At 67.9% G+C, this 25948-nt stretch carries 22 protein-coding genes and 4 tRNA genes; 15 read left to right on the forward strand and 11 right to left on the reverse strand.

Annotated elements, in window-relative coordinates; genetic code table 11:
- Positions 1-173: 173 nt before the first annotated feature.
- Complete coding sequence (locus D9T14_RS13710; protein WP_182482080.1) at positions 174-1043, forward strand: hypothetical protein; 870 nt, start codon at positions 174-176, stop codon at positions 1041-1043.
- 99 nt (positions 1044-1142) lie between these two features.
- Here the strand turns inward: D9T14_RS13710 and D9T14_RS11170 are convergent.
- The 3 genes from D9T14_RS11170 to D9T14_RS11180 all read right to left on the reverse strand — a co-directional run bounded on the left by D9T14_RS11170 (position 1143) and on the right by D9T14_RS11180 (position 1425).
- Positions 1143-1217: transfer RNA gene (locus D9T14_RS11170), tRNA-Val, on the reverse strand.
- A 1-nt stretch (position 1218) separates the two neighbouring features.
- Positions 1219-1289, reverse strand: a tRNA-Cys gene (locus tag D9T14_RS11175).
- 63 nt (positions 1290-1352) lie between these two features.
- Positions 1353-1425 (reverse strand) — tRNA-Gly (locus D9T14_RS11180).
- A 358-nt stretch (positions 1426-1783) separates the two neighbouring features.
- On the opposite strand from D9T14_RS11180, the gene D9T14_RS11185 reads away from it, so the two are divergent.
- From D9T14_RS11185 to D9T14_RS11205, 5 genes are all read left to right on the forward strand, one after another.
- Positions 1784-1855 (forward strand) — tRNA-Val (locus tag D9T14_RS11185).
- A 416-nt stretch (positions 1856-2271) separates the two neighbouring features.
- Positions 2272-3060 carry a sirohydrochlorin chelatase gene (locus tag D9T14_RS11190; protein ID WP_119162656.1) on the forward strand — a complete coding sequence of 263 codons (789 nt, stop codon included), beginning with the start codon at positions 2272-2274 and terminating at the stop codon, positions 3058-3060.
- Between the two features lie 88 nt (positions 3061-3148).
- Positions 3149-3565: a peptide-methionine (R)-S-oxide reductase MsrB gene (msrB, locus tag D9T14_RS11195; RefSeq protein ID WP_119162657.1), complete on the forward strand. Its 417-nt coding sequence runs from the start codon at positions 3149-3151 to the stop codon at positions 3563-3565.
- A gap of 97 nt (positions 3566-3662) precedes the next feature.
- Positions 3663-4262: a DUF3000 domain-containing protein gene (locus tag D9T14_RS11200; RefSeq protein ID WP_119162658.1), complete on the forward strand. Its 600-nt coding sequence runs from the start codon at positions 3663-3665 to the stop codon at positions 4260-4262.
- On the forward strand, positions 4259-5572 hold the full coding sequence (locus D9T14_RS11205; protein WP_119162659.1) for an HRDC domain-containing protein: 1314 nt from the start codon (positions 4259-4261) through the stop codon (positions 5570-5572). The genes D9T14_RS11200 and D9T14_RS11205 overlap by 4 nt, the downstream gene beginning before the upstream one ends.
- Before the next feature lie 32 nt (positions 5573-5604).
- On the opposite strand, the gene dxs is transcribed toward D9T14_RS11205, so the two are convergent.
- Complete coding sequence (dxs, locus tag D9T14_RS11210) at positions 5605-7494, reverse strand: 1-deoxy-D-xylulose-5-phosphate synthase (protein WP_119162660.1); 1890 nt, start codon at positions 7492-7494, stop codon at positions 5605-5607.
- A gap of 189 nt (positions 7495-7683) precedes the next feature.
- Between dxs and D9T14_RS11215 the strand changes: the two genes are divergently transcribed.
- The 9 genes from D9T14_RS11215 (at position 7684) to D9T14_RS11260 (ending at position 16611) form a co-directional block, all read left to right on the forward strand.
- Positions 7684-8805: a sensor histidine kinase gene (locus tag D9T14_RS11215; protein ID WP_170175680.1), complete on the forward strand. Its 1122-nt coding sequence runs from the start codon at positions 7684-7686 to the stop codon at positions 8803-8805.
- Complete coding sequence (locus tag D9T14_RS11220) at positions 8802-9500, forward strand: response regulator (RefSeq protein ID WP_119162662.1); 699 nt, start codon at positions 8802-8804, stop codon at positions 9498-9500. Before D9T14_RS11215 ends, D9T14_RS11220 begins: the two co-directional genes overlap by 4 nt.
- A 215-nt stretch (positions 9501-9715) precedes the next feature.
- Positions 9716-10147, forward strand: a complete 432-nt coding sequence (gene nrfH, locus D9T14_RS11225) for a cytochrome c nitrite reductase small subunit (protein ID WP_119162663.1) — start codon at positions 9716-9718, stop codon at positions 10145-10147.
- Between the two features lie 78 nt (positions 10148-10225).
- The gene (locus tag D9T14_RS11230) at positions 10226-11716 is read left to right on the forward strand and encodes an ammonia-forming cytochrome c nitrite reductase subunit c552 (RefSeq protein ID WP_197720657.1); all 1491 of its coding nucleotides are present in this window, start codon (positions 10226-10228) and stop codon (positions 11714-11716) included.
- Positions 11717-11880: 164 nt separating this feature from the next.
- A complete protein-coding gene (locus D9T14_RS13715; RefSeq protein WP_170175679.1) occupies positions 11881-12963 on the forward strand; it encodes a tetratricopeptide repeat protein in 1083 nt (360 codons plus the stop codon).
- 6 nt (positions 12964-12969) lie between these two features.
- Positions 12970-13674: a cytochrome c biogenesis CcdA family protein gene (locus tag D9T14_RS11245; RefSeq protein WP_119162666.1), complete on the forward strand. Its 705-nt coding sequence runs from the start codon at positions 12970-12972 to the stop codon at positions 13672-13674.
- Positions 13675-13693: 19 nt separating this feature from the next.
- On the forward strand, positions 13694-15124 hold the full coding sequence (locus tag D9T14_RS11250) for a cytochrome c biogenesis ResB family protein (RefSeq protein ID WP_119162667.1): 1431 nt from the start codon (positions 13694-13696) through the stop codon (positions 15122-15124).
- Complete coding sequence (gene ccsB, locus D9T14_RS11255; RefSeq protein ID WP_119162668.1) at positions 15117-15968, forward strand: c-type cytochrome biogenesis protein CcsB; 852 nt, start codon at positions 15117-15119, stop codon at positions 15966-15968. The genes D9T14_RS11250 and ccsB overlap by 8 nt, the downstream gene beginning before the upstream one ends.
- Positions 15961-16611, forward strand: coding sequence for a TlpA family protein disulfide reductase (locus tag D9T14_RS11260; RefSeq protein ID WP_119162669.1), 651 nt, complete (start codon positions 15961-15963; stop codon positions 16609-16611). Before ccsB ends, D9T14_RS11260 begins: the two co-directional genes overlap by 8 nt.
- 70 nt (positions 16612-16681) lie before the next feature.
- Here D9T14_RS11260 and D9T14_RS11265 read toward each other — a convergent pair whose 3' ends face one another.
- From D9T14_RS11265 to ettA, 7 genes are all read right to left on the reverse strand, one after another.
- Positions 16682-17092, reverse strand: a complete 411-nt coding sequence (locus D9T14_RS11265; RefSeq protein ID WP_126464213.1) for a hypothetical protein — start codon at positions 17090-17092, stop codon at positions 16682-16684.
- A 259-nt stretch (positions 17093-17351) separates the two neighbouring features.
- A complete protein-coding gene (locus tag D9T14_RS11270) occupies positions 17352-18314 on the reverse strand; it encodes a sensor histidine kinase (RefSeq protein WP_119162671.1) in 963 nt (320 codons plus the stop codon).
- On the reverse strand, positions 18311-19033 hold the full coding sequence (locus D9T14_RS11275; protein ID WP_119162672.1) for a response regulator transcription factor: 723 nt from the start codon (positions 19031-19033) through the stop codon (positions 18311-18313). Before D9T14_RS11275 ends, D9T14_RS11270 begins: the two co-directional genes overlap by 4 nt.
- A 103-nt stretch (positions 19034-19136) precedes the next feature.
- Positions 19137-19712, reverse strand: coding sequence for a DUF3060 domain-containing protein (locus tag D9T14_RS11280; RefSeq protein ID WP_119162673.1), 576 nt, complete (start codon positions 19710-19712; stop codon positions 19137-19139).
- A 346-nt stretch (positions 19713-20058) separates the two neighbouring features.
- Positions 20059-20622 (reverse strand): DUF3060 domain-containing protein, encoded by a 564-nt coding sequence (locus D9T14_RS11285; RefSeq protein WP_119162674.1) that lies wholly within the window; start codon positions 20620-20622, stop codon positions 20059-20061.
- A gap of 215 nt (positions 20623-20837) precedes the next feature.
- Positions 20838-23510: an aconitate hydratase AcnA gene (acnA, locus tag D9T14_RS11290; RefSeq protein ID WP_119162675.1), complete on the reverse strand. Its 2673-nt coding sequence runs from the start codon at positions 23508-23510 to the stop codon at positions 20838-20840.
- Positions 23511-23809: 299 nt separating this feature from the next.
- Positions 23810-25492, reverse strand: a complete 1683-nt coding sequence (gene ettA / locus D9T14_RS11295) for an energy-dependent translational throttle protein EttA (protein WP_119162676.1) — start codon at positions 25490-25492, stop codon at positions 23810-23812.
- Between the last annotated feature and the right edge of the window lie 456 nt (positions 25493-25948).

The following is a 25948-nucleotide window of genomic DNA, read 5'->3' on the forward strand; positions in this document are numbered from 1 at the left end:
TCTCGCCGCCTGCCGGTCAGGCGCGGGGCCGCCTCCGGCATCCGGGACATCAGCCCTGGGGCGGCCTTTCCCGACCGGACATGCCAGTCGTGAGGGCGGTCCCGCCGGGCGGGAGCGGAATTCTGGCTGAGACCGCAGATGGAGAGGGAACCATTGTGCGATACTCACGAGACATGAGCGATCCCCAGAACCCGAACGAGGCCACCTCCGCCGCCGATGGCGCCGGCGGTTCGTGGCAGCCCAATGATCCCAACGCCGCGCAGCAGCCCGGCACAGGCCAGGATGCCATCAACCAGACGTACGGCCCCGCACCGGCGCAGGGCCAGTCGCAGTTCCAGCAGCAGGCTCCAGGCCAGTTCCCGCCCAACGGCCAGCCCTCTCAGCAGGGCCAGCCACCCTTCCAGCCGAACGGCCAGCCCCCTCAGCAGGGCCAGCCACCCTTCCAGCCCAACGGCCAGCCCCCTCAGCAGGGCCAGGTTCCGCCCGCCGCAGCCGCAATGGGCAGCAGCGTCCCGGCCAAGAGCGGCAACGTGGTGCTCAAGCGCATCATCGGCATCGTGGTGGTGGTCGCCCTGGCCATCGGCGGCAGGCTCGTCTACGGCTGGATCACGGCCACGCACGACGCCACCAAGGACGTCGGGCAGTGCGTGGCCCTGTCCGGCACCAAGGACGACGTCAAGACCGAACGCGTCGACTGCAGCACCGAGGGTGCCTACTACGTCGCCAAGGCCGGTTCGGACGTGACCTGCACCGACGTGGCCGACACCGAGAAGAACATCGGCGGCGTCTACGACGAGATCACCATCACGAGCAATGGCACGAGGGCCAGCATGTGTCTGGTGCCCCAGATGATGAAGGACGCCTGTTACCCGACTGAGACAAGCGATCTGAGTTTCCAGAGCGTCGACTGCAGCAGTACCGAGGCCTACTTCCGCATCGATGAGATCATCGAGGAGTACGACGCGACCTGCCCGGACACCTCCACGAGCGGGCTGACCTACGACGAACCCGGCCGCACCTACTGCATCTCCATTCCCGAATAAGCCCGGCCGGGCGGGCGATGCCCGTCCGCCGCCCCCGCTGATCCGCGGGGCGGCGGGCACACACGAAGACCCCCGGTGAGGAACCGGGGGTCTTCATCATGGTGGGCGACACTGGGTTTGAACCAGTGACCTCTTCCGTGTCAGGGAAGCGCGCTACCACTGCGCCAGCCGCCCGAGGTGGAGACGGGATTTGAACCCGTGTATACGGATTTGCAGTCCGCTGCCTCGCCTCTCGGCCACTCCACCGGGTGAAGAGCTTGCCTCCACCACGAAGCTTCATGGTCAGTGGATGGGGCCAAGGCCTCTCCGAGCGGACGACGGGACTCGAACCCGCGACCCTCACCTTGGCAAGGTGATGCTCTACCAACTGAGCCACGTCCGCATCGCTTTCACGAGGTTTCCCTCGACGAAGCGCGGAGACCACAATAGCGAACTCATCCGGACAGCACAAATCGAACGCTGCGAGCGATTGCCCCGCTCCCGTCAACAGTGACCTGACCAGGTGCTTCACCATAGGACGAGCGGGCGGACAGGCCGGGGCAGAGCAACCGGACACGAAGCGCGCCCCTCGAGTGAGGCCGTACGAGCCCAGGGACGCCTGACCCGCCCACGACCTACCCCGCCGACGGGACGACGTCCCGCAGCGCCGGGGGAACCCGCCGCGAGGGATCGGCCCCCGCGAGGACCCATGGCAACGGATTTGTCCAGACCTGAAGCGGTGCGCTAGCTTTGGCCAAGCCGGGCGATTGGCGCAGCGGTAGCGCGCTTCGTTCACACCGAAGAGGTCACTGGTTCGAACCCAGTATCGCCCACTGATAACTCTTTCCACTTCCTGGATGAGGGTTGTCGGCAGTGCGCCCCGCAGTTCTTTCAGTGCGCCGGTCGACAACCGATCCGACCCTGAATCCCGCTCCGGGCACCCTTGCTCTCTCTGACAAGCGACTGAGACGGCATGCGCGGCCGGCGCCGACCGACCCGGGTAGCGCGACTGCTCCGACACGCCATGGTCCAGACCCGCGGGAAACGTCCAGATCGAGGGTCGAGCAGAAAAATCTTTCGCCCCCAACACCCCGGAGAGCTCAGCCATGGCGGGCCGCACAGCCAAGCGGATTCATTTTCTTGTGTCACATCGTGGACATCCAACTTGCTATTCGCGGAAAAATGTCCGACAGTTGAGACACCACGGCAACGGCGCCGCCCTGACAGTAACAAGAGATAAGGGCACGCTATGACTGCACCAGCACTGATTCTGTTGGCCGACGGCGCCGAGGAGATACGGTTGCTGCGCAAGCGGATGCAGATCCAGCGCCCCGAGTTGCCCATCCATCTCGCATTCCTCGATCAGTGCCCGCCGAGCGGGCCCCAGGTCATCAGCGCCCTGGCGTCCCGCGGAACACGCGAGGCGGCGTTCGTCCCCATGTCCCTGACCCACGCCGTCGACGTGGGACAGGCCGCCAGTGACATGTTCGAACGCGTCCGTGCTGCTCACCCCGACATGAATCTCGCCATGGCCCGCCCGATCGGTCCGGCCGCCGAACTCCTCAGCATCCTGGACCTGCGCCTGCGCAATGCCCTGTCGAGCTGCCATGCCCTCGAACTGGACGGCCTCGTGCTGGCCACGCCGAACAGCGGCGACGTCCGCGGGCAGGGTCTCATCGCCCGCCGCGCCCGCCAGTGGAGCTCTCACCACAGGCTGCCGGTCGCCATGGCCAGTGTCGACGGCTCCGGCTCATCCATCGCTGCGGCGATCAACCTGCTGCGTGAACAGGGGCGCAGGGCCATCGCGGTCGGTGCACTGTTCCTCACCGCATCGGAGAGCTTCATGGCGGCTGTCGAGCAGGCCTTGTCAGCGGGTGCCCTGACTGTCAGCGCCCCCCTCGGCGCCGACGAACGCATCATCGAGCTCGTCATGAGCCGGTACTCGTTCACCGCCATGGACATGCTCGACGCCGTGCCGGCCGACGAGCACCTGGGCGACGACGTCATCACCAGCTCCCTCGAACTGGTCGCTCTCTGAGCACGTGACCCAGCGATCCCACCTTTTCTCCCGGCCTCTGCCCTTCGAGGCGCAGAGCTAGTCTCGGGGCAACGAACAGGAGGAAGACATGGGTGACTACCCCGTCGAGAAGAGCGACGAGCAGTGGCGCGCGGAACTGAGCCCGCAGGAGTTCCACGTGCTCCGTCAGTGCGGCACCGAGGCCCCGTTCACCGGAGAGTACGACGAGCACTTCGCCGAGGGCGTCTACAGCTGCCGTGCGTGCGGCGCGGAACTCTTCCGCTCCCAGACCAAATTCGCCTCCCACTGCGGCTGGCCCAGCTTCTACACCCCGCTGGCGGCCGACCGCGTGCGCTACCTGGCCGACACCTCGATCCCCGGCCGCCCGCGCACCGAGGTGCGGTGCGCCAACTGCGGTTCACATCTGGGCCACGTCTTCGAGGGGGAGGGCTACGACACCCCCACCGACCAGCGTTACTGCATCAACTCGATCAGCCTGCGATTCGCCCCGGCCGCGGGTGCCTGAGACCATCCACGGGCGATGGTCGAGCCCTCCCCCGCCAGCTGCGGCGCCGCGGCGTGGCGTCCAGGGCAGCGGGTGAGCAGAATCGTAGGGTCAGGGCATGCCCACCGACCTACGTGATCGCCTCGGGGACGACGGCTTCCGCCGTGTCATCACCGAGCTCGAGGCATTCGGATGGAGACCCGACGTCAACGTCGAGGAGATCGGCACCCCCCAGCGCATCGCCCCCTACGGCTACGCACTGGAAGCAGAACTGGGAACCGATGCGGAGGAGTACGGATCAGGACGGCTCATCCTGCTGCACGATCCAGCGGGCAATGACACCTGGGACGGTGACTGGCGGATCGTCACCCTGGTGCGGGCCGGCACGGACGCGGACATGGTCGCCGACTCCCTCATCGCCGAGGTGGCCTGGAGCTGGCTCGTCGAGGCGCTCGGCGAATGCGGTGCGGTCTTCACCGCGCCTGCTGGCACGGTGACCACCGTGACGAGCCGCTCGTTCGGCTCGATGAGCACCGAGGCCAATCGCGACGAGATCGAGATCCGGGCGAGCTGGACCCCGCTCATCAACGATCCCTCCGACATCACCGGCCACCTTCGCGCGTGGCAACAGCTCATGTGCCAGGCGGCCGGCATGCCGCCGCTGCCCGAGAAGGTCACTCCGATCCGCGTCAACCTCTCAGTGACAGGAACAGGATGAAGGACACCGACGGCGCGCAGCACGCCACGACTGAACGCGACGGACTGATCGACCCGGATTCCGGCCTGCCCGTCCTGGCCGTCCCAGGGGAGGGACTGCCTCCCCTCGTCGACACGGCCGAGAAGCTCGCCGAATGCGTCCAGGTCCTCGGGGCCGGCACCGGACCGGTGGCCATCGACACCGAACGCGCCCAGAGCTTCCGGTACAGCGGCCGGGCCTATCTGCTGCAGATCCGCCGCCACGGATGCGGCACCTGGCTCATCGACCCACAGGCCTTCGAGCCCGGGGACGGCTCCGTCGCGGACCTCAGTACGCTGCGCGAGGCGATCACGGACAGCGAATGGGTCATCCACGCCGCCAACTCCGACCTGCCCTGCCTGAGCGAGCTCGGTCTGCTGCCCGAGAGACTGTTCGACACCGAACTGGCCGGGCGCCTGCTCGGCATGCCGCGGGTCGGGCTGGGCCCGATGGCGGAGACATTCTTCGGCGTCCACCTTCTCAAGGAGCACTCGGTCGCCGACTGGTCCAAGCGCCCCCTGCCCGCCGACTGGATCGCCTATGCGGCACTCGACGTCGAGCTGCTCGTCGAACTGCGCGATCTGCTGTGGCGCCAGCTGCACGAGCAGGGCAAATGGGGCTGGGCGCAGCAGGAGTTCCAGCACATGATCGACGCTCACCGTGAGCCCCCCACACCGCCCGCCGAACCATGGCGCCACGTCAACGGCCTGCACTCGGTGCGCACCCGCCGTGGCCTGGCGCTGGTGCGCGAGATCTGGACCGAACGCGACCGGGTGGCCCGCGAACTGGACCGGGCACCGGGCAAGATCCTGCCCGACAAGGCGATCAGCGAACTGGCCAGCCAGATCACCAAGAACACCCCCGACGTGCCCGGGATGGCTCAGATGAACGCCGTCATGGGTTTCAAACGCCGCAACGCCCGCCGCTACCGCGGCCGCTGGCTCGCGGCCGCGGGGCGAATCGCCGCGATGAGCGAGTCCGAGCTACCGCGTCTGCGGGTTCCCCACGAGGGCCCCTCCCCTCAGCCGCGCAACTGGCAACGCACCAATCCGGACGCATGGCGCCGCTGGCAACGCGTGCGCCCTGCGATGAACCGCCTGGCCAAGGCCCTGGACGTACCGCCGGAGAATCTCATCGCACCCGAGACGCTGCGCCGGCTGGCCTGGGAGCCGCTGGAGACGGTCGACCGCGAGCATGTCGCTGCTCGTCTGGCCGCCCACGGCGCGCGCGGATGGCAGTGCCGGCTGACCGCGCCGGTGATCGTCGCCGCGCTGGGCTCCACGCCGCGTTGAGCACAGGCGAGGAGCTGGTGATCCCCGTACGATCAGGAAAGCCCGTGCCCCAGCCCCGCCCATGACGCGGCGACGGACTCGGCGATCCGCTCAGCGGTGAGACCGATGTCGGCCAGCACCTCAGCGCGGGAGCCGACCGGCAGATACTCCTGGGGGACGCCGAACTGGCGCACGGGGACATTGACGCCCCTGGCGTTCATGGCGAGTTGGAGCTGCGAACCGACGCCGCCGACGACCTGATTGTCCTCGATCGTCGCAACCAGGGAGTACTGCGCGACCAGCTGCAGCAGCGCATCGGTCACCGGCAACGACCACAGCGGGTCGGCGACGGTGACGGACAGTCCCCTCCCCTCCAGTGCCCTGGCGACGGCAAGGGCGGTACCGGCCAGCTGGCCGTAACCGATGACGAGCACCTCGGGCCGCTCCCCCGCCGCCAGCACGTCGATGCCGTCACTGCTCGCGACGGCCTCGATCGGGTCGGGCAGTTTCTCCTTGGAGTAGCGGATGACGCTGGGGGCGTCCTCGATACCGACGGACTGGCGCAGCGCCTCACGCAGACGGACCTCGTCACGCGGGGAGGCCAGGTGGACACCGGGCACGATGCCGACGATGGAGCAGTCCCAGACGCCGTCGTGGCTGGGGCCGTCCGGGCCGGTCACACCGGCGCGATCGAGGACGACTGTGACACCCAGCCGGTGCATGCCCACGTCGAGCAGCAGCTGGTCGAAGGCCCTGTTGAGGAAGGACGAGTAGACCGCGACGACCGGGTGCAGGCCGGCACGGGCCAGGCCGGCGGCCAGTCCCATGGCATGTTGTTCGGCGATGCCGACATCGAAGACGCGGTCCGGGTAGGCGGCGGCGAAACGGCCCAGTCCCACCGGGTGGAGCATGGCGGCGGTGATCGCCACGAGATCGTCGCGTTCGGCACCGAGCTCGACGAGCTCGGCCCCGAAGGCGTCGGTCCAGGTGGCCTGCACCGACGGGGTGAGGGGCTCACCGGTGCACTCGTTGATCCTGCCGATGGCATGGAAGAAATCGCGTTCGTGGTTCTCCGCCGGGGCGAATCCCTTGCCCTTCTGGGTGATGGCGTGCACGATGACCGGCCCGCCGAAGCCCTTCGCCTGGCCCATGGCGACGACCAGCGCCTGCAGGTCGTGGCCGTCGATGGGGCCGATGTACTTCAGACCGAGATCGCTGAACAGGCCCTGGGGGGCGAGCACGTCCTTCAAACCGATCTTGAGGCCGTGCAGGAGATCGTAGGCGGGTCTACCGACGAGCGGAGCACGCGAGACGGTCGTCTTCACATTCTCCATGGCCTTCTCGTACCGGGGATCGGTGCGCAGGCCGGACAGCTGCCTGGACAGGCCACCCACCGTCGGCGAGTAGGACCGGCCGTTGTCGTTGACGACGATGACCATCGGCAGCCCTGGATCGGCGGCGATGTTGTTGAGCGCCTCCCAGGCCATTCCGCCGGTGAGCGCGCCGTCACCGACGACGGTGACGACCGTCCGATTCGCACGCCCGGTCAGTCTGAAGGCCCGCGCCATGCCCTCGGACCAGCTGAGGCCCGCCGAGGCGTGCGAGTTCTCGACCCAGTCGTGCTCGGACTCGTCCCTGTTCGGATAGCCGGACAACCCGCCCTTCTGGCGCAGCGCGCCGAACTCAGCGGCACGACCGGTGAGGATCTTGTGGACGTAGCTCTGGTGTCCGACGTCGAAGACGATCGGGTCCTTCGGGGAGTCGAAAACCATGTGAATGGCCATGGTCAGCTCGACGACACCCAGGTTCGGACCGAGATGCCCGCCGGTGCGCGCGACGTTCGTGACGAGGAACCGGCGGATCTCGTCGGCGAGCGCCCGTAGCTCCTCGTCGCTGAGCGTTCGCAGGTCCGAGGGTTCACGGATACGGTCCAGCAGCGCCATGTGCGCCAGTCTAGAGTGAGACGCACCCCGGGCCGCGGCAGGTCCATCGAGCACCGGCAGGACACGCCACGCAGATTTTCCACGGCCCAACCCACACTTTTGCCTGGAGCCCCGTTATGGTGGGTTATGGCGTCATCGGGGAGGGCAGGACCGAACCGCTGTGACGAGGAAGCCAGGCAGTCGCTCAGAATGACCGGACACCATGCACCAGCAACCGATGGCCAGCGGCCAGCCGGCAGGACCACCCTGCCCGTCACCGAGCTCGTCGGTTCCCTGGCCGATGTCGTCGCGCAGGTTCACGCGACCCTCGGACCGGACCAGAGCGGCCTGTGCGTGCACCGCTGTCTGACCGCGACACGCTGCCAGACCGTCCAGATGCAGGTCCGTCCCGCCGAAGAGCTCCAGCCGATGACCTGCCTGCTCGACCCCGGCAGCACCTGCATCCTGACCGGGCCGCGGCTGAAGTGCCCGCGCGCGATGGACGAGAAGGACGTCGTCCGGGTGGGGCTCGGCACCGACGACGAGTTCGGCTGGTTGTGGCACGCACGCCTGGGCGGCACCGACCCGAGCCGCCGGCAGGCCGAGGAACTCGTGCTGGTGGCGATGGCCGGCATGGCCGAGCGCCTCATCGCCAGGGCCGTTCGCGCGGATGACTCCGAGGCGCGCATGATCGCCAACGAACGCGAGCGGATCTCCCGAGAACTGCACGACGGGGTCGCCCAGGTGCTCGGCTCGGCCCACCTGAGGCTTTCCTCCCTGGCCGAGCGGGGCGAGTTCGGGGACGAGACGGCCAGGGAACTCACCCAGATCGGCCAGGACTGTGCCATGGCCTACTCCGACGTCCGGGAGGCCATCTGGGACCTGCGCATGCCGGAGGAGATGACCGGTTCGCTGAGCTCGGGCATCCAGTCAGCGGCCGGCGCCTTCGAACGCCGCAGCGGCATCACCTGCCGTCTCGAGCTGGCCGAGCCGGACGTACCCCTGGCGGCCGGGGCACGTCTGCAGCTGCTGCGCGTCGTGCAGGAGGCGCTCACCAATGTGCGCAAGCACGCGCACGCACGTTCCGTGGACCTGACGATGCGCGCCAATCCGAGCAGCATCACCGTCAACATCAGCGACGACGGAATCGGCTTCGAGGATCCTGCCCCCGGCCCCGGCCGCTTCGGCCTGCTGTCGATGCGTGAACGCATCGAGGAGATCGGCGGACACCTGAGCATCATGAGCATCCCGGGGGCGGGCACCTGTGTCAGCGCAGTCGTCCCTCTCGCCGTTTCCGACGAGGGCCTGCGTGAGGAAAGGACGCATGCATGAACACGATCCCGGCGGAGCCGGAACCCACGAATCCGATCCGCGTCGTCATCTCCGATGACCAGACGCTCTTCCGCCGAGCAGTCAGCGCCCTCATCGACCGTGAGGACGACATGACGATCGTCGGTGAGGCCTCCAACGGACTGGAGGCCCTGGAGGCCGTTGCCTCCAGCGGACCGGACGTGGCGATCCTCGATCTCGAGATGCCGGTCATGAACGGGGCCCGGGCCGCCAGGCTGCTGCGTGAGCGGCACCCCGGACTGAAGATCGTCATGCTCACCGTGCACGACGAGAACGAGCTGCTGACCGAGGCCATCCGGGCCGGCGCGGACGGCTATCTGCTCAAGGATCTCGAACCGGCCGAGTTGCTGCAGATGATCCGCGGCGTCATGGCAGACCAGTCCCCCTTGTCGCCGCGGCTGGTGAGCGGCCTGCTCAACCAGCTGCGCGGCGGCCTGGACGTGCAGAAGGTCATCGTCCCCGAACCGGACACCGCACACGGACTGAGCCGCCGCGAACTCGAGATCATGACGCTCGTGTCCAAGGGCATGTCGAACCGCGAGATCGCCACGCACCTGACCATCACCGAGGGCACGGTCAAGAACCACGTGCACAACGCATTGCGCAAGCTCGGCATGAGCAACCGCAACCAGGCCGCCGCGTACATCATCCGCAACGGCCTGAACGCCAGGGTCTGACCGGCCGCGCGATCACCGCGGCGACCGCCCCCGGCCAGCGCCCTTGTGCCCTTTCTGTGCCCAGTTTGTGCCCTCCGCCCCATGGACGCGACAGCCCGTCTCCATCAGGATTGAGTCAGGGACAATTCACACTGCCGTGGGGGTGGGTGACCATGACGAGCGGACACCGGGCATCTGGTGTGTTGACTGCTGCGCGTCATTGGTTGCCCGGGATCATGGGGCTTCTCATCGGCGCCCTGGTGGGCCTGGCGGCGTTCACGTTCGTCTACGCCAACGGCCTGTCCTACCTGGGCCATGACCCCAAGGCCTGCGCCAGCTGCCACGTGATGCAGGACTACTACGACGCCTACAACGCCGGGGCCCACCACCACGTGGCGGGGTGCAACGACTGCCACACCCCCCACGATCTGGTCGGCAAGTACGCCGTCAAGGCCGAGAACGGCCTGCACCACTCGATCGCCTTCACCTCCGGCAACTACCCGCAGAACATCCGGGCGCGCGACGTCTCCTTGCAGATCATCAACAACAACTGCATCTACTGCCACGGCGGCTTCACCCACGACGTGCTGGCCAGCCAGCGGGACGGCGACCAGATCATGTGCATCCGATGCCACCAGGGGGTGGGCCATGACGTGCGGGGCAAGTGATCCCAGCGTCCCGGCCCTCCGGCCCGGGCAGCCAGAACAGTCAGCACACCGAGCACAGGCACAGGAGGTGAGAAGAGGATGAGCGGATCGAACCAGTCACAGTACAGACCGCGGGTCTCGCGCATGAGCAAGACCGCGTTGTTCATCGTGTTCCTCATCGCCGGAGCCCTGGTCGTGGCCGGTATCGTCGCGCTGCTCACGAGCATCTTCAATCACAAGCAGGAGGGCAGGGAGCAGTTCACCCAGGTCGTCGCGCTCGACGAGACGGTGGTCGACCCGGCAGTGTGGGGGCAGAACTTCCCCGAGCAGTACGAGTCGTACATGAAGACGAGCGACCCGCGCTCCGGGAACTACTTCCCCAGGACCCCGACCGCCGATGATCCCCGCGAATGGCTCAGCTACGACAACCTGGCCAACGACGAGCGGCTGGTGACCATGTGGTCCGGCTACCCGTTCTCGGTGGACTACACCGAGCCCCGCGGGCACAACTGGATGCTCATCGACCAGCGCTACACCAAGCGGACGACGCAGTTCAAGCAGCCCGGTTACTGCCTCAACTGCCACGTCAGCACGCCGAAACTGTTCAACGATCTGGGTGACGGCGACGCCGAGGCCGGCTGGGCGAAGATGAACGCGATGACCTACGACGACGCCTACGAGATCGCCAAGCACAACGGCGCGGTGGCCTGCATCGACTGCCACGATCCGGCGACGACGGAACTGCGCGTCACCCGCCCGGCCTTCGAGAAGGGCATCGCCGCCTACAAGGCCTCGCAGGGCGTCTCCGACTACGACGTGAACCGTGACGCCTCCACCCAGGAGATGCGCGCCTACGTCTGCGCCCAGTGCCACGTCGAGTACTACCGGTCCCCGACCGACGACAACCTGACGTTCCCATGGAGCAAGGGCCTGACGATCGACGACGCGTACAACTACTACCAGGAGATCGACTTCACGGACTTCACGCACAAGCTCACCGGCGCCTCGATCATCAAGGCACAGCACCCTGACTTCGAGACCTGGTCGAACGGCACCCATGGTCAGGCCGGCGTCACCTGCGCCGACTGCCACATGGCGTACCAGAGCTCCGGCGCGAAGAAGGTCAGCAACCACCACGTCACCACGCCGATGGGGGACGTCAACGGGACCTGCGGCACCTGCCACAAGGCCTCCGACGACGAGCTCAAGGCGCGCGTGGCGACGATCCAGACCCGCTTCTACCAGGCCCGTGACGTCTCCTTCGACGCCCTGGTCGACCTGATCAATGACATCGAGAAGGCCCAGACCGATGGGACACCCGCCGATCGCATCGAGGCCGCACGCAACTACCAGCGCAAGGCGCAGTTCTACATGGACTACGTCGAGTCCGAGAACTCCCACGGCTTCCACGCCCCGGAGTACTCGCTGCGGATCCTCAACGACGTGACCGACACGGCACGCAAGGGTCAGCTCGCGCTGAGCGGGGCGGATGTCCCGAGCACGCCCGAACCGGGCCGCGCCAACAACGAGGCCGCCCCGCTACCGGCGGGTTCGACCCCGATCAACACATCCGTCCCGTCACCGTCGTGAGACGCTGACGATCCAGAAAACAGGCAGTGCGGCACCGGTGATGTGCACCGGTGCCGCACTTTCTGTACCCCGCACATACCCAAAGGTGGATACCGCATGGAGTCCCTGCTTGTCACACTGGCACACAGCGAACGACTCGGATCAATGACGGACCGGAGATGATGATGACGCAGCACTCGAGCCTGTCCCAGGCCAGACGTACGCTGCTGAACTCGCTGGGACTCCCCCCGGATGCGAGCGACGAGGAGCTGGCCGCGAAGAAGGCCGAACTGAGCGCATCCCTCAAGACCGCCCCCAAGGGGCGCACGGAATGGATCACCCAGCAGATCGCCAAGGTCGATGCCGTCATCGCGCTCGGTGCCGCAGAGGGGGGTGCGGAGGTCGAGGGGGCAGACCCGTCCGGGGACGTGCCCGACCCGGCCGAGGACCCGCCTCCCGAGCCCGATGACCCTGCCGACGAGGCGGTCGACCCCGATGACCCGGTCGCCCTCGACGAGATCGACGAGGTGGCCGAGGCCCGCCGCCTGGCCAGGAAGGCCGCCCGGAAGAACTCGGTCAACGGCGTCGACGCGGCCACCCCGCGCACGACCTCAAGGACGAAAGCGTCGAAGGCGACCAAGGACGCGGCGCCCTCCTCCCGCCGCGCTGACCCCACCAGCTGGGTGGCACGGATCGTCATCGTCGCCATCGTCGTGGCGGTCGTCCTGGCCGTCTACAAGCTCGGGGCCCCCGCGGGCTCCTCGGGCTCAGACGCCTCCGACTCGGCGGGGATGATGGGGTCCAGTGCGACACCGACGCTCGACGCGGCCCAGGTGGCCGAGCTCGAACAGCGCATCAAGGACAACCCCGAGGACACCGATGCGATGGCTCAGCTCGCCTCGCTGTACGCCGCGGTCGACGACTACGAGAACGCCTCCAAGTGGCAGGCCCGGCGCGTCGAGCTGATGCCCGACGACGTGGACGCCCAGCTCACTCTCGGCGTCTCGTGCTTCAACATCGGCGACCTGGACTGCGCCAAGGAGCACTGGGACATCGTCAACGAGCTCGACCCGGACCGCGCGGATCTGCACTTCAACCTCGGCTACTACTACCTGTCGATCGACCCGCCCGACATCGAGCGGGTGAAGAAGGAGTGGAACAGGGTCATCGAGCTCGAACCCGACAGCCAGTACGCCCAGATCGTCGAATCGCACATGGGCAGCCTCGACGACATGACCGCATCCCCCAGTGCCGGTTCGACACCGTGACCGACCATGGAATCGATCACTCTTCCCATCGCCCTGCTGGCAGGCATCGTCTCGTTCGCGTCGCCCTGTTTCCTGCCCATCGTGCCGGTGTACATCGGCTACGTGGCGCAGGGCCGTGACGGCGCTGCGGGCTCGCGGCGGCAGGCGGTGACCGGGGCCCTGCTCTTCGTCCTGGGCTTCTCTGCCGTCTTCATGGCGCTGTGGGCCTCGCTCGGCGCCCTGAGCGAGCTCCTGGCGAGCCACCGAGGGCTCCTGCGCATCGTCGGCGGGGCGGTCATCATCCTGATGGGTTTGTACGTGGCGGGCCTCCTCCGACTCACCCCGCTCGACCAGAGCAGCCAGCCGCTGCTGCGGGCGCGCCGCTCCTCATCACACCCCGGGCTCGCCTCGCTCCTGCTGGGCGTGGGTTTCGGAGCCGGCTGGACTCCCTGCATCGGCCCCGTCCTGGGCGGCATCATCGCCCTGGCGCAGATGAGTTCCTCCGCCGGGCGCGGCGCCCTCCTCATGGTGGTCTACTGCCTGGGGCTGGGGATCCCCTTCGTGCTGGTGGCGGCCGGCGCCTCACACCTGTGCAACCGGCTCGGCTGGCTTCAGCGTCATCACGTGGCGGTCTCGCGCATCTGCGGTGCGCTGCTCATGGTGACGGGCTTCCTGATCATCACGAATCTTTTCGAGCGCCTGGCCGGGTATCTGCCGGTGCTGGCTCCCTGAGGACTAGGTGGGAACAATCATGACGACACCAGCCGATGAGTACGACGAGACCCCGCAGATCGGGGTCGGCGACTTCTTCGCAGCGATCTACCGCTTCCTCCACAGCAAGAAGGTCGGTCTGGCTCTGATCCTGGCGATGGGCGTGCTGAGCCTGCTCGGCATCCTCATCGAGCAGGCGGATTCGACGGTGCGCTCCGATCCCGACATGTACGCCGCCTGGCTGGAGCAGGCACGATCGAGGTACGGCGGCTGGACGAGCGTGCTCGATGCGATCGGTTTCTTCCACATGTTCAGCTCGCCGCTGTACATCGCGGTGCTCGCCCTGCTCACCCTGTCGATCATCGCCTGCACGGTGCACCGGATCCCAGTGCTGTGGAAGAACGCAGCGCACCCGAAGACGCGCGTGACAACGGGCTTCTACTCACGGGCCCAGACCCGCGCACAGGCGGTGAGCCCCCTGGGCACCGGCGAGGCCCACGAGCAGGTGCGCACGATGCTGTCGAAGGCCCATTTCCGGGTGCTGTCGGACCCTGAGCGCTCCGACCAGATCTACGCAGACAGGTTCCGTTTCGCGCCCTTCGGCACGGTGTTCGCCCATACCGCCTTCATCATCATCCTCATCGGCTTCACCCTGACCGGCGCGGCCGGTTTCCAGGACGAGGATGTGACGGTCCCGCTGGAGAGCCGCGTCGCGGTGGGCCACGACACGGGTCTGGAGGTCGAGCTCATCTCCTTCGAGGACAGCTACTACGCCGACGGCAGCCCCAAGGACTACGTCAGTGACCTGGCCGTCTACCGGGACGGCCAGCAGGTTGCCCGCCAGATGGTGCGCGTCAACCACCCGCTCACTGTCGACGAGGTGGCCTTCAACCAGAGCTACTTCGGTGTCGCCGCGGACGTGACCATCGCCGATGCCGACGGCAGCGAGATCACCACGCAGGTGGTGCCGCTGCAGTGGAGCACCGATGACGGGCAGAACGCGTACGGGATGGTCACCCTGCCCGAGCAGCACCTCGACGTCTACGTGATGACGGCCGCCTCTGGCGCGAACGCCTCCCAGCTGGCCCCGGGGGAGGCACGCATCGAGGTCTACGGTGAGGGCCAGCAGACGCTGCGTGGCACGGGGACGATCCAGCAGGGCACCCAGGGCACGGTCGGCGGGCTGAAGTTCACCTTCAACCGCGAGAAGTCGTACACCGGGCTGCTCGTCGCCCGGGACCCGGGAGCCGTGTGGGTGTGGATCGGTTCGGGCCTGCTACTGGCCGGCATCTGCATGACGATGCTCGCCCGCCACAGGCGGGTCTGGGTGCGTATCAGCGAGTCCTCCGAGGGCGGTTCGCTCGTACAGTTCGCCTGCCCCGACCGCCATGACACGTCATTCGAGAACCTGCTGAACCGCATGGCCGCGAGCCTCGCGGACACTGCCGAGGAGGGCGCCGACAATGCTTGAGATTTCCCGATACTGCCTGGTCGCGGCAACCATCGCGGTGGCCCTGGCTCTCATCGCCCAGATCGTCGTGTCGACGGCCCGCGCCGGCGCCGGCGGCGAGCAGACGACGAAGGAACGGCCCGCGCAGCCCAGGGGCCGGGGACTGGCCCACTACGCGGCCGTGCTCGACCAGTTCGCGTTCGTCTGCCTCACGGCGTGCCTGGTGCTGCGCACGATCGTCGTGCACAGGGCGCCGTTGTCGAACCAGTACGAGTTCGCGGTCTCCTTCGCCTGGGGCACCATGCTGGCGATGGTGATCGTCGAGTGGCGCACGAAGCTGCGGGCACTGGCCCTGGGGGTGCTGCCGGTGGGCCTGGCGCTGTGCCTGTACTCGCTGACCCTCGATGACGCCGCCACCGAGCTCATGCCGGCCCTGCAGAACGGCTTCTTGCTGCCCCTGCACGTGATCACCGCCTCACTCGGCTATGGCGCAGCCGCCGTCTCGTTCGGCGCGGCGATCCTCTACCTGCTGCATGACCGTCTCGGCCGGGTACGGCTGCCGAGCAGGGATCGTCTGGACGAGATCGGCTACCGTTCGATCGTCATCGCCTATCCGCTCATCACGCTCATGATCATTCTCGGCGCGATCTGGGCCAATGTGGCCTGGGGACGCTACTGGAGCTGGGATCCGAAGGAGACCTCCGCACTGGTCACCTGGCTGTTCTACAGCGCCTATCTGCATGCGAGGGTCGTCGGCAACTGGCGCGGGGCCAGGGCCGCGTGGCTGCTGATCCTCGGGTTCGCCGCGGTGATCTTCACCTTCATGGGCAATCTCTTCTTCGGAGGTCTGCACTCCTATGCCTGATCATCACGGTGCCGGGGCGACGGCGCCCGCAGCGCAGCGGACCGGGGCCGAGCAGTCGGCTTGGGCGAGGTTCCGGCGCAGCCCCCTGTTCACCCTGCTCGTGCTCACCGTCACAGCTGGCGTGGTGATCGCCGGCGTGTGGCTGGTGAACCACCACGACGAGGCCGACGAGACCAATATCACCAGTGTCCAGATCAGTGGCGGCGCCTCGAAACTGGTCGAGGTGGGCCAGCAGGCCCCCGATTTCACGGCGACGACGATCGACGGGCAGACGGTGGCGCTCAGTGAGTTGCGTGGCCATCCGGTCTGGCTCGTCTTCGAGGCCACGTGGTGCGCGGCCTGCCGTTCCGAGGCGCCGGACATCGAGGCGGCCTACCAGCACGGCAGGCAGGCGGGGCTCCAGACCGTCGGCCTGTACCTGTCGGAGGATTCCGCTGCCGTGCAGCGGTACGTCGACACGCTCGGCCTGACGTACTCCCAGGTGCCCGACGCGAGTTCGAAGATCGCCGGCTCGTTCGGCGTGATGGGCATTCCCAGCCACGTGTTCATCGACGCCGACGGCGTGGTGCAGGTCGCCCACCCGGGCGCGCTGAGCGCCAGCCAGATGATCGCCGAGGTGAACCGCGTGACCGGGCAGGGCTGAGTCACGAGCCGCCGACCGGCTCCTTGCCGCCGGGGACGTCGATTGTCCACCGGGCGCCCGGCCGGGGTCGTCACCGATGCGGATCCGCGTCGTGGCCGCCCCAGGGCGTCTCGGCGCGGAGCGCCTGCTCGACGAGGGCGACGGAGCGGGACGCCTTGATCAGTCGCGTCTCCTCCTTCCGCAGTACCGCCGCCGCGTCGTCCAGGATGCCCAGGACAGCGGCCTGCTCCGGGCCCTCCCGCTCCTGCGCCAGCGCCCTGCGCGTCACCTTGAGCTGCTTGTCGACGTGGGCGGCGGCGAGACGGGCCAGGACGAGTGGCCGGCGCCGCAGCGGCGCGTGGGCCCTGAACTCGGGCGGGCAGTGCTCGAGCAGGAAGACCACGGCGTCACGACGCATCCGCACCGAACCTGGCGAGGCCACCCGGGAGGGCCAGCCTGCTGGGGCCCTGACACCGGTCGCATGATCGGGGGCAACGCTCATCTCGCACCGTCCTCATCCACTCGATGAATCGAACTCCTGTTCACTCACCAGTGTGGACGCAGCCACTGACAGATCACCGTGTCGTCCCCGCCCGAGGGTCACGGGCACACCCGCAGGGCGATCCGGGGCCGTGCAGCCGGTGTCCCCGAGGGACACCGGTCGGTCCTCGCGCAGGAGCCATGCCCCACCGTGCCCCTCACAGCCCCGCAGCCGGCACATTCGGCGGGGAGCACGCGCATCGCCCCCGGCGGCGCACGCCTCAGCCCGCAGCCGGCAGGGTCATGGTGATGCTCGTTCCCACGCCCAGCCGGGAGCTGAGTGAGCAGCTGCCGCCATGGCGGGAGGCGATCGTCGCGACGAGGGACAGGCCGAGACCGTGACCGGGCAGGCCGCGGGCATTGCTGGCCCGGCCCAGCTCGCTCCAGACCTGACCGATCTCCTCGGCCGGGATACCGATCCCGGTGTCGGCGACCTCGAGCGTGACGGCGCCCCCGTTCTGGGACCCGCGCACCTCGATGAGGGCCTCCGGGCCGGTGTACTTGGCGGCGTTCGAGACCATGTTGTAGACCGCCGAGTAGAGCATGTCGGCGTCGCCTCGAACGGTGGGCAGCGGCCATGGCGCACCGGGGAAACTGACCGAGAAGGAGCGTCGCTGCCCTGCGACGGCCAGTTCCTGCTGAACCGCGTCCACTGCGTCGTGGGTGGCCTCGACGAGGTCGACCTCCTCCATCTCCAGTGGCGCGACCTCGATCTCGGCGAGCTTGCGCAGGTCCTTGAGCAGTCTGCCCATCCGCTGGGACTGGGCGTCGATGATGGCACGGCTCTCGTCGTCCTCGATGCTGTTCGCCGCGGCGCGCACGGCCGTCAGCGGGTTCTTCAACTCGTGATCCAGGCGACCCAGGAACTGGCGGTACGCCTGGCGGTTGAACTCCTCGGCGTCCTGACGGGCCTGCTCGATGCGCGACGCCGTGCCGGTGCGCAGGAACCGGACGCCGAGCAGGACGGCGCTGGCCGCCACCCCGGCACCGAACAGCACACCGGGTAGTTCTGCGGACAGCACCAGCGAACGCCGCTCCCCCGCCAGCCACCAGACGAGCGCGGCCACGGCAGCGGCAGCAGCGGGCAACAGGGGCAGCAGCCGGCCCGGCCACGGCGAGGAGGCGGACTCTTCGTCGGCGCCGAGATGCTGCGGATCGGCGCCGGTGCGCGGGACCGTGGTCATGACGCGTGGACCTGCCCGATGAAGCGGTAGCCGATCGAGGGCACCGTCTCGATGTACTGCGGCTTTGAGGGATCTTCGCCGAGGACGCGACGGATCTCACGGACACGGTGGTCGACCGCGCGGGTCGAGGTGGCGAAGTCGATGCCCCACAGCGCCGCGAGCAGTCGTTCTCGGGTGTGGAGTTCGCCGGGGTGGGTGACGAGGTAGTCGAGCAGCATGGCGGCTTTCGGGGTCAGGGACAGCTCGCGGTCGGCGAGGAAGAACCGGCGGGCGACCCGGTCGACGACGAGATCGCCGCAGACCACCGTGTCGGAGGCCGACAGGGGTTTGGGGGCGCCGGAGGCGCGGCGCAGGACCGCCCTGATGCGCGAGACGAGTTCTTGGGGATCGAAGGGTTTGGACAGGTAGTCGTCGGCCCCCTCGTCGAGCGCGGCCGAGCGCTCGTAGGGGGCGTCGATCTGGGTGAGCAGGATGATCGGCGTCCACCCGCCCTTGGCGCGGATGCGGCGCACGAGTTCACGGCCGTCCATGCGGGGCATGAGGACGTCGGTCACGACGATGTCGGGTGCCGTCCGGTCGTGCAGCGTCAGGGCCTGCGCACCGTCGGTGGCGACGTGCACCCGGAAGCCGCATCGCTCCAGGTAGGGGGCGAGGGCACCGGTGATGGCGTCCTCGTCGTCGACGAGGAGGACCGTCCGCCTGCCGTGGTCGTCGGGCATGATGAGTTCCTTGTCAATCCGATGCGACCGCGGGGGCGCCCCTGGCGCCCCCGCGGAGTTCCTGCACTATATCCCGCCCCATGGTCGGGCAAGGGGACGGTTCTCAGCGGGCCCGTCGGACGATGTTGTCCGAGCCGCTCTCCTGCACGGTCGGCTCGGTGCCGTCGTCCCACACGATCATGTTGTCGGAGCCCCCGATCGTCACTGTGCTGGTCTCCTCGACGAACACCTTGTTGCCACTGCCCGAGATGTCGATTCTCGTTGCGTCCTCGGCGATGATCGTGTTGTCCGAGCCGCTGATCATCAGCACATCGCAGTCGCCCCGCACGGTGATCACCTGGTCGGAGCCGCTGATGGTCGTCGTCGGGGTGGCGGCGATGGTCTTCTGGGAGTTGGCGATGGCCTCGAGCCATTCGGGATCGGTGATGTCATCGTCCGGGTCAGCCACGTCCGTGGTCCCGGTGCTGGCCTGCGTGTTCGGGGCCGCCGCGGTGCTGGCGGGTGCGGCGCTGGAGGCGCTGGGATCGGCAGTGGTCGAGGACACCGATGCCGGCTGGGTGGTCGTGGTCGGCGTGGAGGAGTCGTTGACGCTGAACGAGCAGCCGGAGGCCAGCAGGATGGCGCTGGTGGCACCGGCGACGACGAGGATGAGCTTCCTGCCGTGGTTCATCGGGTTCATGGTCGTTGTTCCTTTCGTCGGCCCGCCGGTTCTTCTGGCGGGCCCGGGTTGTGGATCGGAGCCGGATGAAATTGGGCCCTGGGGTGCCGAGTGGTCGTGCACTCCCGTTTCATCTCGTCTGCCTCAAGCCTAGGGAGCCGATGCCGCAGGGCTGTCGCCCCGATGTCGCAATCCGGCGACAGCCGGTCTCAGCTGCTCCGGGGAGGAGGTGGCGGCGGCGCATGGCGTCGGGGCCCTCATGGGCTGGTGGTGAGGCCGGCGGGCCTTGCTGAAGCAGCAGGCCCCGACGAGGCTCTTTCGGCTGGAGCCCTGTCGGGGCCTGTTCGTCCGGGTGCGGGTCAGTCGGTCACGATGCCTGGCGCACCGTGTTGTCCGCGCCCGCCTCGTTGATCGTGGGCTGCTCCGTGCCGCTCCACACGATCGTGTTGTCCGAGCCGAGCAGGTTGATGGTGACCGGGTCCTTGACATAGATCGTGTTGCCACTGCCTCCGACGGTGAGGGTGCCGACGCCCTCGGCGACGATCGTGTTGTCGGAACCAGAAATGTTCAGGCTGTCGCAGTCGCCGTCAATACTGACATTCGCATCGGATTCCCCGATCAAGGTGCTGGCGGAGGCCTGGATCGTCTTCTCGGCCTGGTCGAGGGCCTCGCGCCAGGCCTCATCGGCGATCTCGGCTGCCTCGGAGCCCGCCTCCTGGGCGGCACTCGCTGCCCCGGCGGCGGCGCTGGCGGCCTCGTCGGCGGCGGAGTTGACGGCCGACGACGCGGCACTGGCGGCGGAGGAAACGGCACTGGCGGCCGAGGATGCGGCATCCGCGTCGGAGCCGCCTCCCGAGCAGCCGGCCAGCAGGGTGATGCTGCCGAGCACGGCGGCAGCCTGAACGAGTCTCTTGGAACCGAAGGGGGTCATCGTGGTCCTTTCCGTGACCGGGCGGGTGAACTCCGGTGCGTGGTTGTCCGTCTGTTGCGGCGGGCAGGGTGGCCCGGCCTGTTGGCCTGACCACCCTCATCCGCACCGATCGCCCGGTGAAGACACCGGATCTCTCTGGGCCAGCGGTGGCTCACCCATGGGTGACCCACCGCTGGCACGCGGATTCCGCACGAAGCACAGTAGCAGCAGACGGCTCAGGCTCGTGCCAGGTTGCGCAGTACGAACTGCATGATGCCGCCGTTGACGTAGTAGTTGCGTTCGCCGGGGGTGTCGATCCGTACGACGGCCTCGAAGCTGGTCTCGGAGCCGTCGGCGGCGGTGGCGACGACGGTCATGATCCTCGGGATGGCGCCGTCGTTGAGTCTCTCGACACCCTTGATGGCGAAGGTCTCCTCGCCGGTCAGCCCGAGGCTGGTGGTGCTCTCGCCCTCGGGGAACTGCAGCGGCAGAACGCCCATGCCGATGAGGTTCGAGCGGTGAATGCGCTCGAAGCTCTCGGCGATGACGGCCCTCACGCCCAGCAGCAGGGTGCCCTTGGCGGCCCAGTCACGCGAGCTGCCCGAGCCGTACTCCTTGCCGGCCAGCACGACGAGCGGGACGCCGGCTGCCCGGTAGTTGAGCGAGGCCTCGTAGACGGTGCTGACCGGCGCGCCGGGCCGGGTGAAGTCCCTCGTGAACCCGCCCTCGGTGCCCGGCGCGAGCTGGTTGCGCAGCCGGATGTTGGCGAAGGTGCCGCGCATCATGACCTCATGGTTGCCGCGACGCGAGCCGTAGGAGTTGAAGTCGAGCGGCTGCACGCAGTGCTCCAGCAGGTATCTGCCGGCCGGGGTGTCCGCCTTGATGGCACCGGCGGGGCTGATGTGGTCGGTCGTGACCGAGTCGCCGAGCTTGAGCAGCACCCTGGCGCCACAGATGTCCTCGACCGGGTCGGGCTCGGCCGGCATGCCCTCGAAGTAGGGGGGCTTGCGCACGTAGGTGGAGTCCTCGTCCCAGGCGAAGAGATCGCCGGTGGGGGTCGGGAGGTTCTGCCAGCGCTCGTCGCCGGTGAAGACGTCTGCGTAGTCGGCCTTGTACATCTGCGGGTCGATGCAGTCGTTGATGACCTGCGCGACCTCGTCCTCGCTGGGCCAGATGTCGGCCAGGTGGACCGGCTGGCCGTCGGAGCCGACGCCCAGCGGCTCGGTGGTCAGGTCGGCGTCCATCGTGCCGACCAGCGCGTAGGCCACGACCAGGGGCGGGCTGGCCAGGTAGTTCATCTTCACGTCGGGGTTGATGCGCCCCTCGAAGTTGCGGTTGCCGGACAGCACCGAGGTGATGGCCAGGTCGTTGTCTCCTGCGGCCTGGGAGACCTGCGGGATCACCGGGCCGGAGTTGCCGATGCAGGTGGTGCAGCCGTAGCCGACGACGTCGAAGTCGAGGGCGGCCAGCGGCTCGATGAGTCCGGCCTTGGTGAGGTAGTCGGTGACCACCTGGGAGCCGGGGGCGAGTGTCGTCTTGACCCAGGGCTTGCGCCGCAGGCCCTTCTCGACGGCCTTCTTGGCGAGCAGACCGGCCGCGATCATGACCGACGGGTTCGAGGTGTTGGTGCAGCTGGTGATGGCGGCCACGCCGATCGCGCCGTTGTCGAGACGCACGGGTTCACCGTCGATCTCGGTGTCGAGGGCCCTGGTGGTGTCGGTGACGTAGTTGACGACGTCGCGACGGAAGGTCTCCTGGGCCTCGTCGAGCCGGATGCGGTCCTGCGGGCGTTTCGGACCGGCGATCGAGGGCCGCACGATGGACAGGTCGAGTTCGAGGTACTCCGAGTAGCTGGCCTCGTGGGCCGGGTCGTGCCACAGGCCCTGCAGTTTCGCGTAGGCCTCGACGAGGGCGATCTGCTGCTCGTCGCGGCCGGTCAGGCGCAGATAGTCGAGGGTGACCTCGTCGACGGGGAAGACGGCGATCGTCGAGCCGTACTCGGGGCTCATGTTGCCGATCGTGGCGCGATTGGCCAGCGGCACCCGGGCGACGCCCTCGCCGAAGAACTCGACGAACTTGCCGACGACCTTGTACTCGCGCAGCATCTGGGTGATGGTCAGCACGAGGTCGGTGGCGGTGGCCCCGCTCGGCAGTTCACCACTGAGCCGGAACCCGACGACGCGCGGGATGAGCATGCTCACGGGCTGGCCGAGCATGGCGCACTCGGCCTCGATGCCGCCCACTCCCCAGCCGACGACGCCGAGGCCGTTGACCATCGTGGTGTGCGAGTCGGTGCCGACGCAGGTGTCGGGATATGCCTGGACGACGCCGTTCTTCTCGCGGGTGAAGGTGACCTGGGCCAGGTGCTCGATGTTGACCTGGTGGACGATGCCGGTGCCCGGGGGCACGACCGTGAAGTTGTCGAAGGCGCCCTGACCCCAGCGCAGGAACTGGTAACGCTCCTTGTTGCGACCGTACTCGATGTCGGTGTTCAGTTGCAGGGCCTGTGGCGTGCCGAAGTGCTCGGCGATGACGGAGTGGTCGATGACCATCTGCGAGGTGCTGAGCGGGTTGATGCGGGCCGGGTCGCCGCCCAGGTCGGCCATTGCCTCGCGCATGGTGGCCAGGTCGACGATGCAGGGCACGCCGGTGAAGTCCTGCATGATGACACGGGCCGGCGAGTACTGGATCTCGTGGTGGGGCTCGTCGTCTGGGCGCCAGCCCGCGAGGGCCCTGATGTCGTCGGCGGTCACCGACGAGCCGTCCTCGGTGCGCAGCAGGTTCTCCAGCAGCACCTTCAGGCTGTACGGAAGGTGCTCGTGACCGGGCACCGCGTCCAACCGGAATACCTCGTAGTGGCTGTCCCCCACCACGAGGTCGTGGCGGGCATCGAAACTGTTCAGGCTCATTGACTCTTCCCAGGCGTCTGGTCTACTGCGGCGGGTGAGCGCGGCGGCGACGGTCCAGCGGTTTATCTTGACGTCAAGATAACATCGTGGGGACAGTCCCCTGCCCCGTATTGCTCAAAGCGGACAATATCAGTCCGCAATCCCTGCCGAGCGCCCTGTGGCCGGGACGTGCCCGCGACCGCGGCCTGGCGCACCACGCTCCCCCGCCCAGGGCGGCACGGAGCCGGCGGTCACGGACGCGCACAGAGCAGGAGCCCGGGCCACAGATGGCCCGGGCTCCTGGATACGAGCGGTCTTGGTCAGTCGCGCATGAGGCGGCGGTGACGGCTGGCGTGGGGACGCGCGGCCTCCTCACCGAGGCGATCGATCTTGTTCTTCTCGTAGTCGGCGAAGTTGCCCTCGAACCAGAACCACTTGGGATCGTTGTCCTCGTCGCCCTCGAAGGCGAGGATGTGGGTGGCGATGCGGTCGAGGAACCAGCGGTCGTGGCTGATGACGACGGCGCAGCCGGGGAACTCCAGCAGGGCGTCCTCGAGGCTCTGCAGGGTCTCGACGTCGAGGTCGTTGGTGGGCTCGTCGAGCAGCAGCAGGTTGCCGCCCTGCCGGAGGGTCAGCGCCAGGTTCAGTCGGTTGCGCTCACCGCCGGACAGCACGCCGGCTGGTTTCTGCTGGTCGGGGCCCTTGAAACCGAAGGAGGCGACGTAGGCGCGGCTGGGCATCTCGAAGTTGCCGACCTTGATGTAGTCGAGGCCGTCGGAGACGACCTCCCACACGGTCTTGTCCGGGTCGATGCCGGCGCGGCTCTGGTCGACGTAGCTGATCTCGACGGTCTGGCCGACCTTGAGCTCACCGGAGTCGGGGGTCTCCTCGCCGACGATCATCTTGAACAGCGTGGACTTGCCGACGCCGTTCGGGCCGATGATGCCGACGATGCCGGCGCGCGGCAGGGTGAAGTCGAGGCCGTTGAAGAGCTTGCGCTCGCCGAAGCCCTTGTGCAGATCGGTTGCCTGCAGCACGTCGGCGCCCAGGCGCTTGCCCGGCGGGATGTTGATCTCGCTGGTGTCGATCTTGCGGAAACGTTCGGCCTCGGCGGCGAGTTCCTCGTAGCGGGCCAGGCGGGCCCTGTTCTTGGCCTGCCGGGCCTTCGGGCTGGAGCGGACCCACTCCAGCTCCCGCTCGAGGATCTTGGCGCGTTTGGCGTCCTTCTGGCCCTCGATCTGCAGTCGCTTGCGCTTGGTCTCCAGGTAGGTCGAGTAGTTGCCCTCGTACGGGTAGAGGCGGCCGCGGTCGACCTCGCAGATCCAGCCCACGACGTTGTCGAGGAAGTAGCGGTCGTGCGTGATGCACAGCACGGCGCCCGGGTAGTTCTTCAGGTGCCCCTCGAGCCAGTTGACGGACTCGGCGTCGAGGTGGTTGGTGGGCTCGTCGAGCAGCAGCAGATCGGGCTGTTCCAGGAGCAGCTTGCACAGGGCGACGCGGCGGCGCTCGCCACCGGACAGCACGTCGACGGGGGTCTCAGACGGCGGGCACTGCAGGGCGTCCATGGCCTGTTCGAGCTGGGAGTCGATGTCCCAGGCGTTGCGCTGGTCGAGGGTCTCCTGCAGCTCGCCCATCTCGGCGAGCAGGGTGTCGTAGTCGGCGTCGGGGTCGGCGAGTTCGGCACTGATCGCGTTGTAGCGGTCGAGCATGCCCTTGACCTCGGCGACGGCCTCCTGGACGTTCTCGAGCACCGTCTTGCCCTCGGTCAGCGGGGGCTCCTGCTGAAGCAGGCCCACCGTGGCGTCCTTTGCGAGGAAGGCCTCGCCGTTGTTGATGGGCTCAAGACCGGCCATCACCTTGAGGAGGGTGGATTTGCCGGCGCCGTTCGGGCCCACGACGCCGATCTTGGCGTCGGGGAAGAAGGACAGCGTGACGTTGTCGAGGATGAGCTTCTCGCCGACCGTCTTGCGCACATCGTGCATCTGGTAGATGAATTCAGCCATGAGGGCGTGGTTTTCCTTCGCGTCTGTTGGGGACCGCCTGCCGTGGACCGGTCGCCTCGGGCAGCGGACCGGACCTCGCACCGGCGTACGAGCCGCGCAGCGGCCTCTGCTCGCCCGGACGGGGCAAGCGAGGACGACGCGTGCACGGGTATCGGAGCACCCCGGTGCAACTCCTCAAGTATGCCAGTGTGGCAAGTCCGCGCCGAACGGACGCGGTGGACCGCCATGGCGGCGTCACGGGACATGCCGTGGGGGTGCTACGACGGTCTCGTCACGTCAACGGCCTCGTCACGGCAGCGGTCCACTCGATGGCGTGGGTGGGTCGATGCGCTGGCTCATTGGTTGGGGTTGGTGAGGATTGAGGACAGTTCGATGACGGTGATGTGGTGGGTGCCGGCGGGGCGGGTGGTGGTGTCGGTGCCGGTGTGCCCGTTGGCGGTCCAGGTGATGTGCCAG

Source organism: Propionibacterium australiense (assembly GCF_003666605.1).
GTDB classification, from domain to species: domain Bacteria; phylum Actinomycetota; class Actinomycetes; order Propionibacteriales; family Propionibacteriaceae; genus Propionibacterium; species Propionibacterium australiense.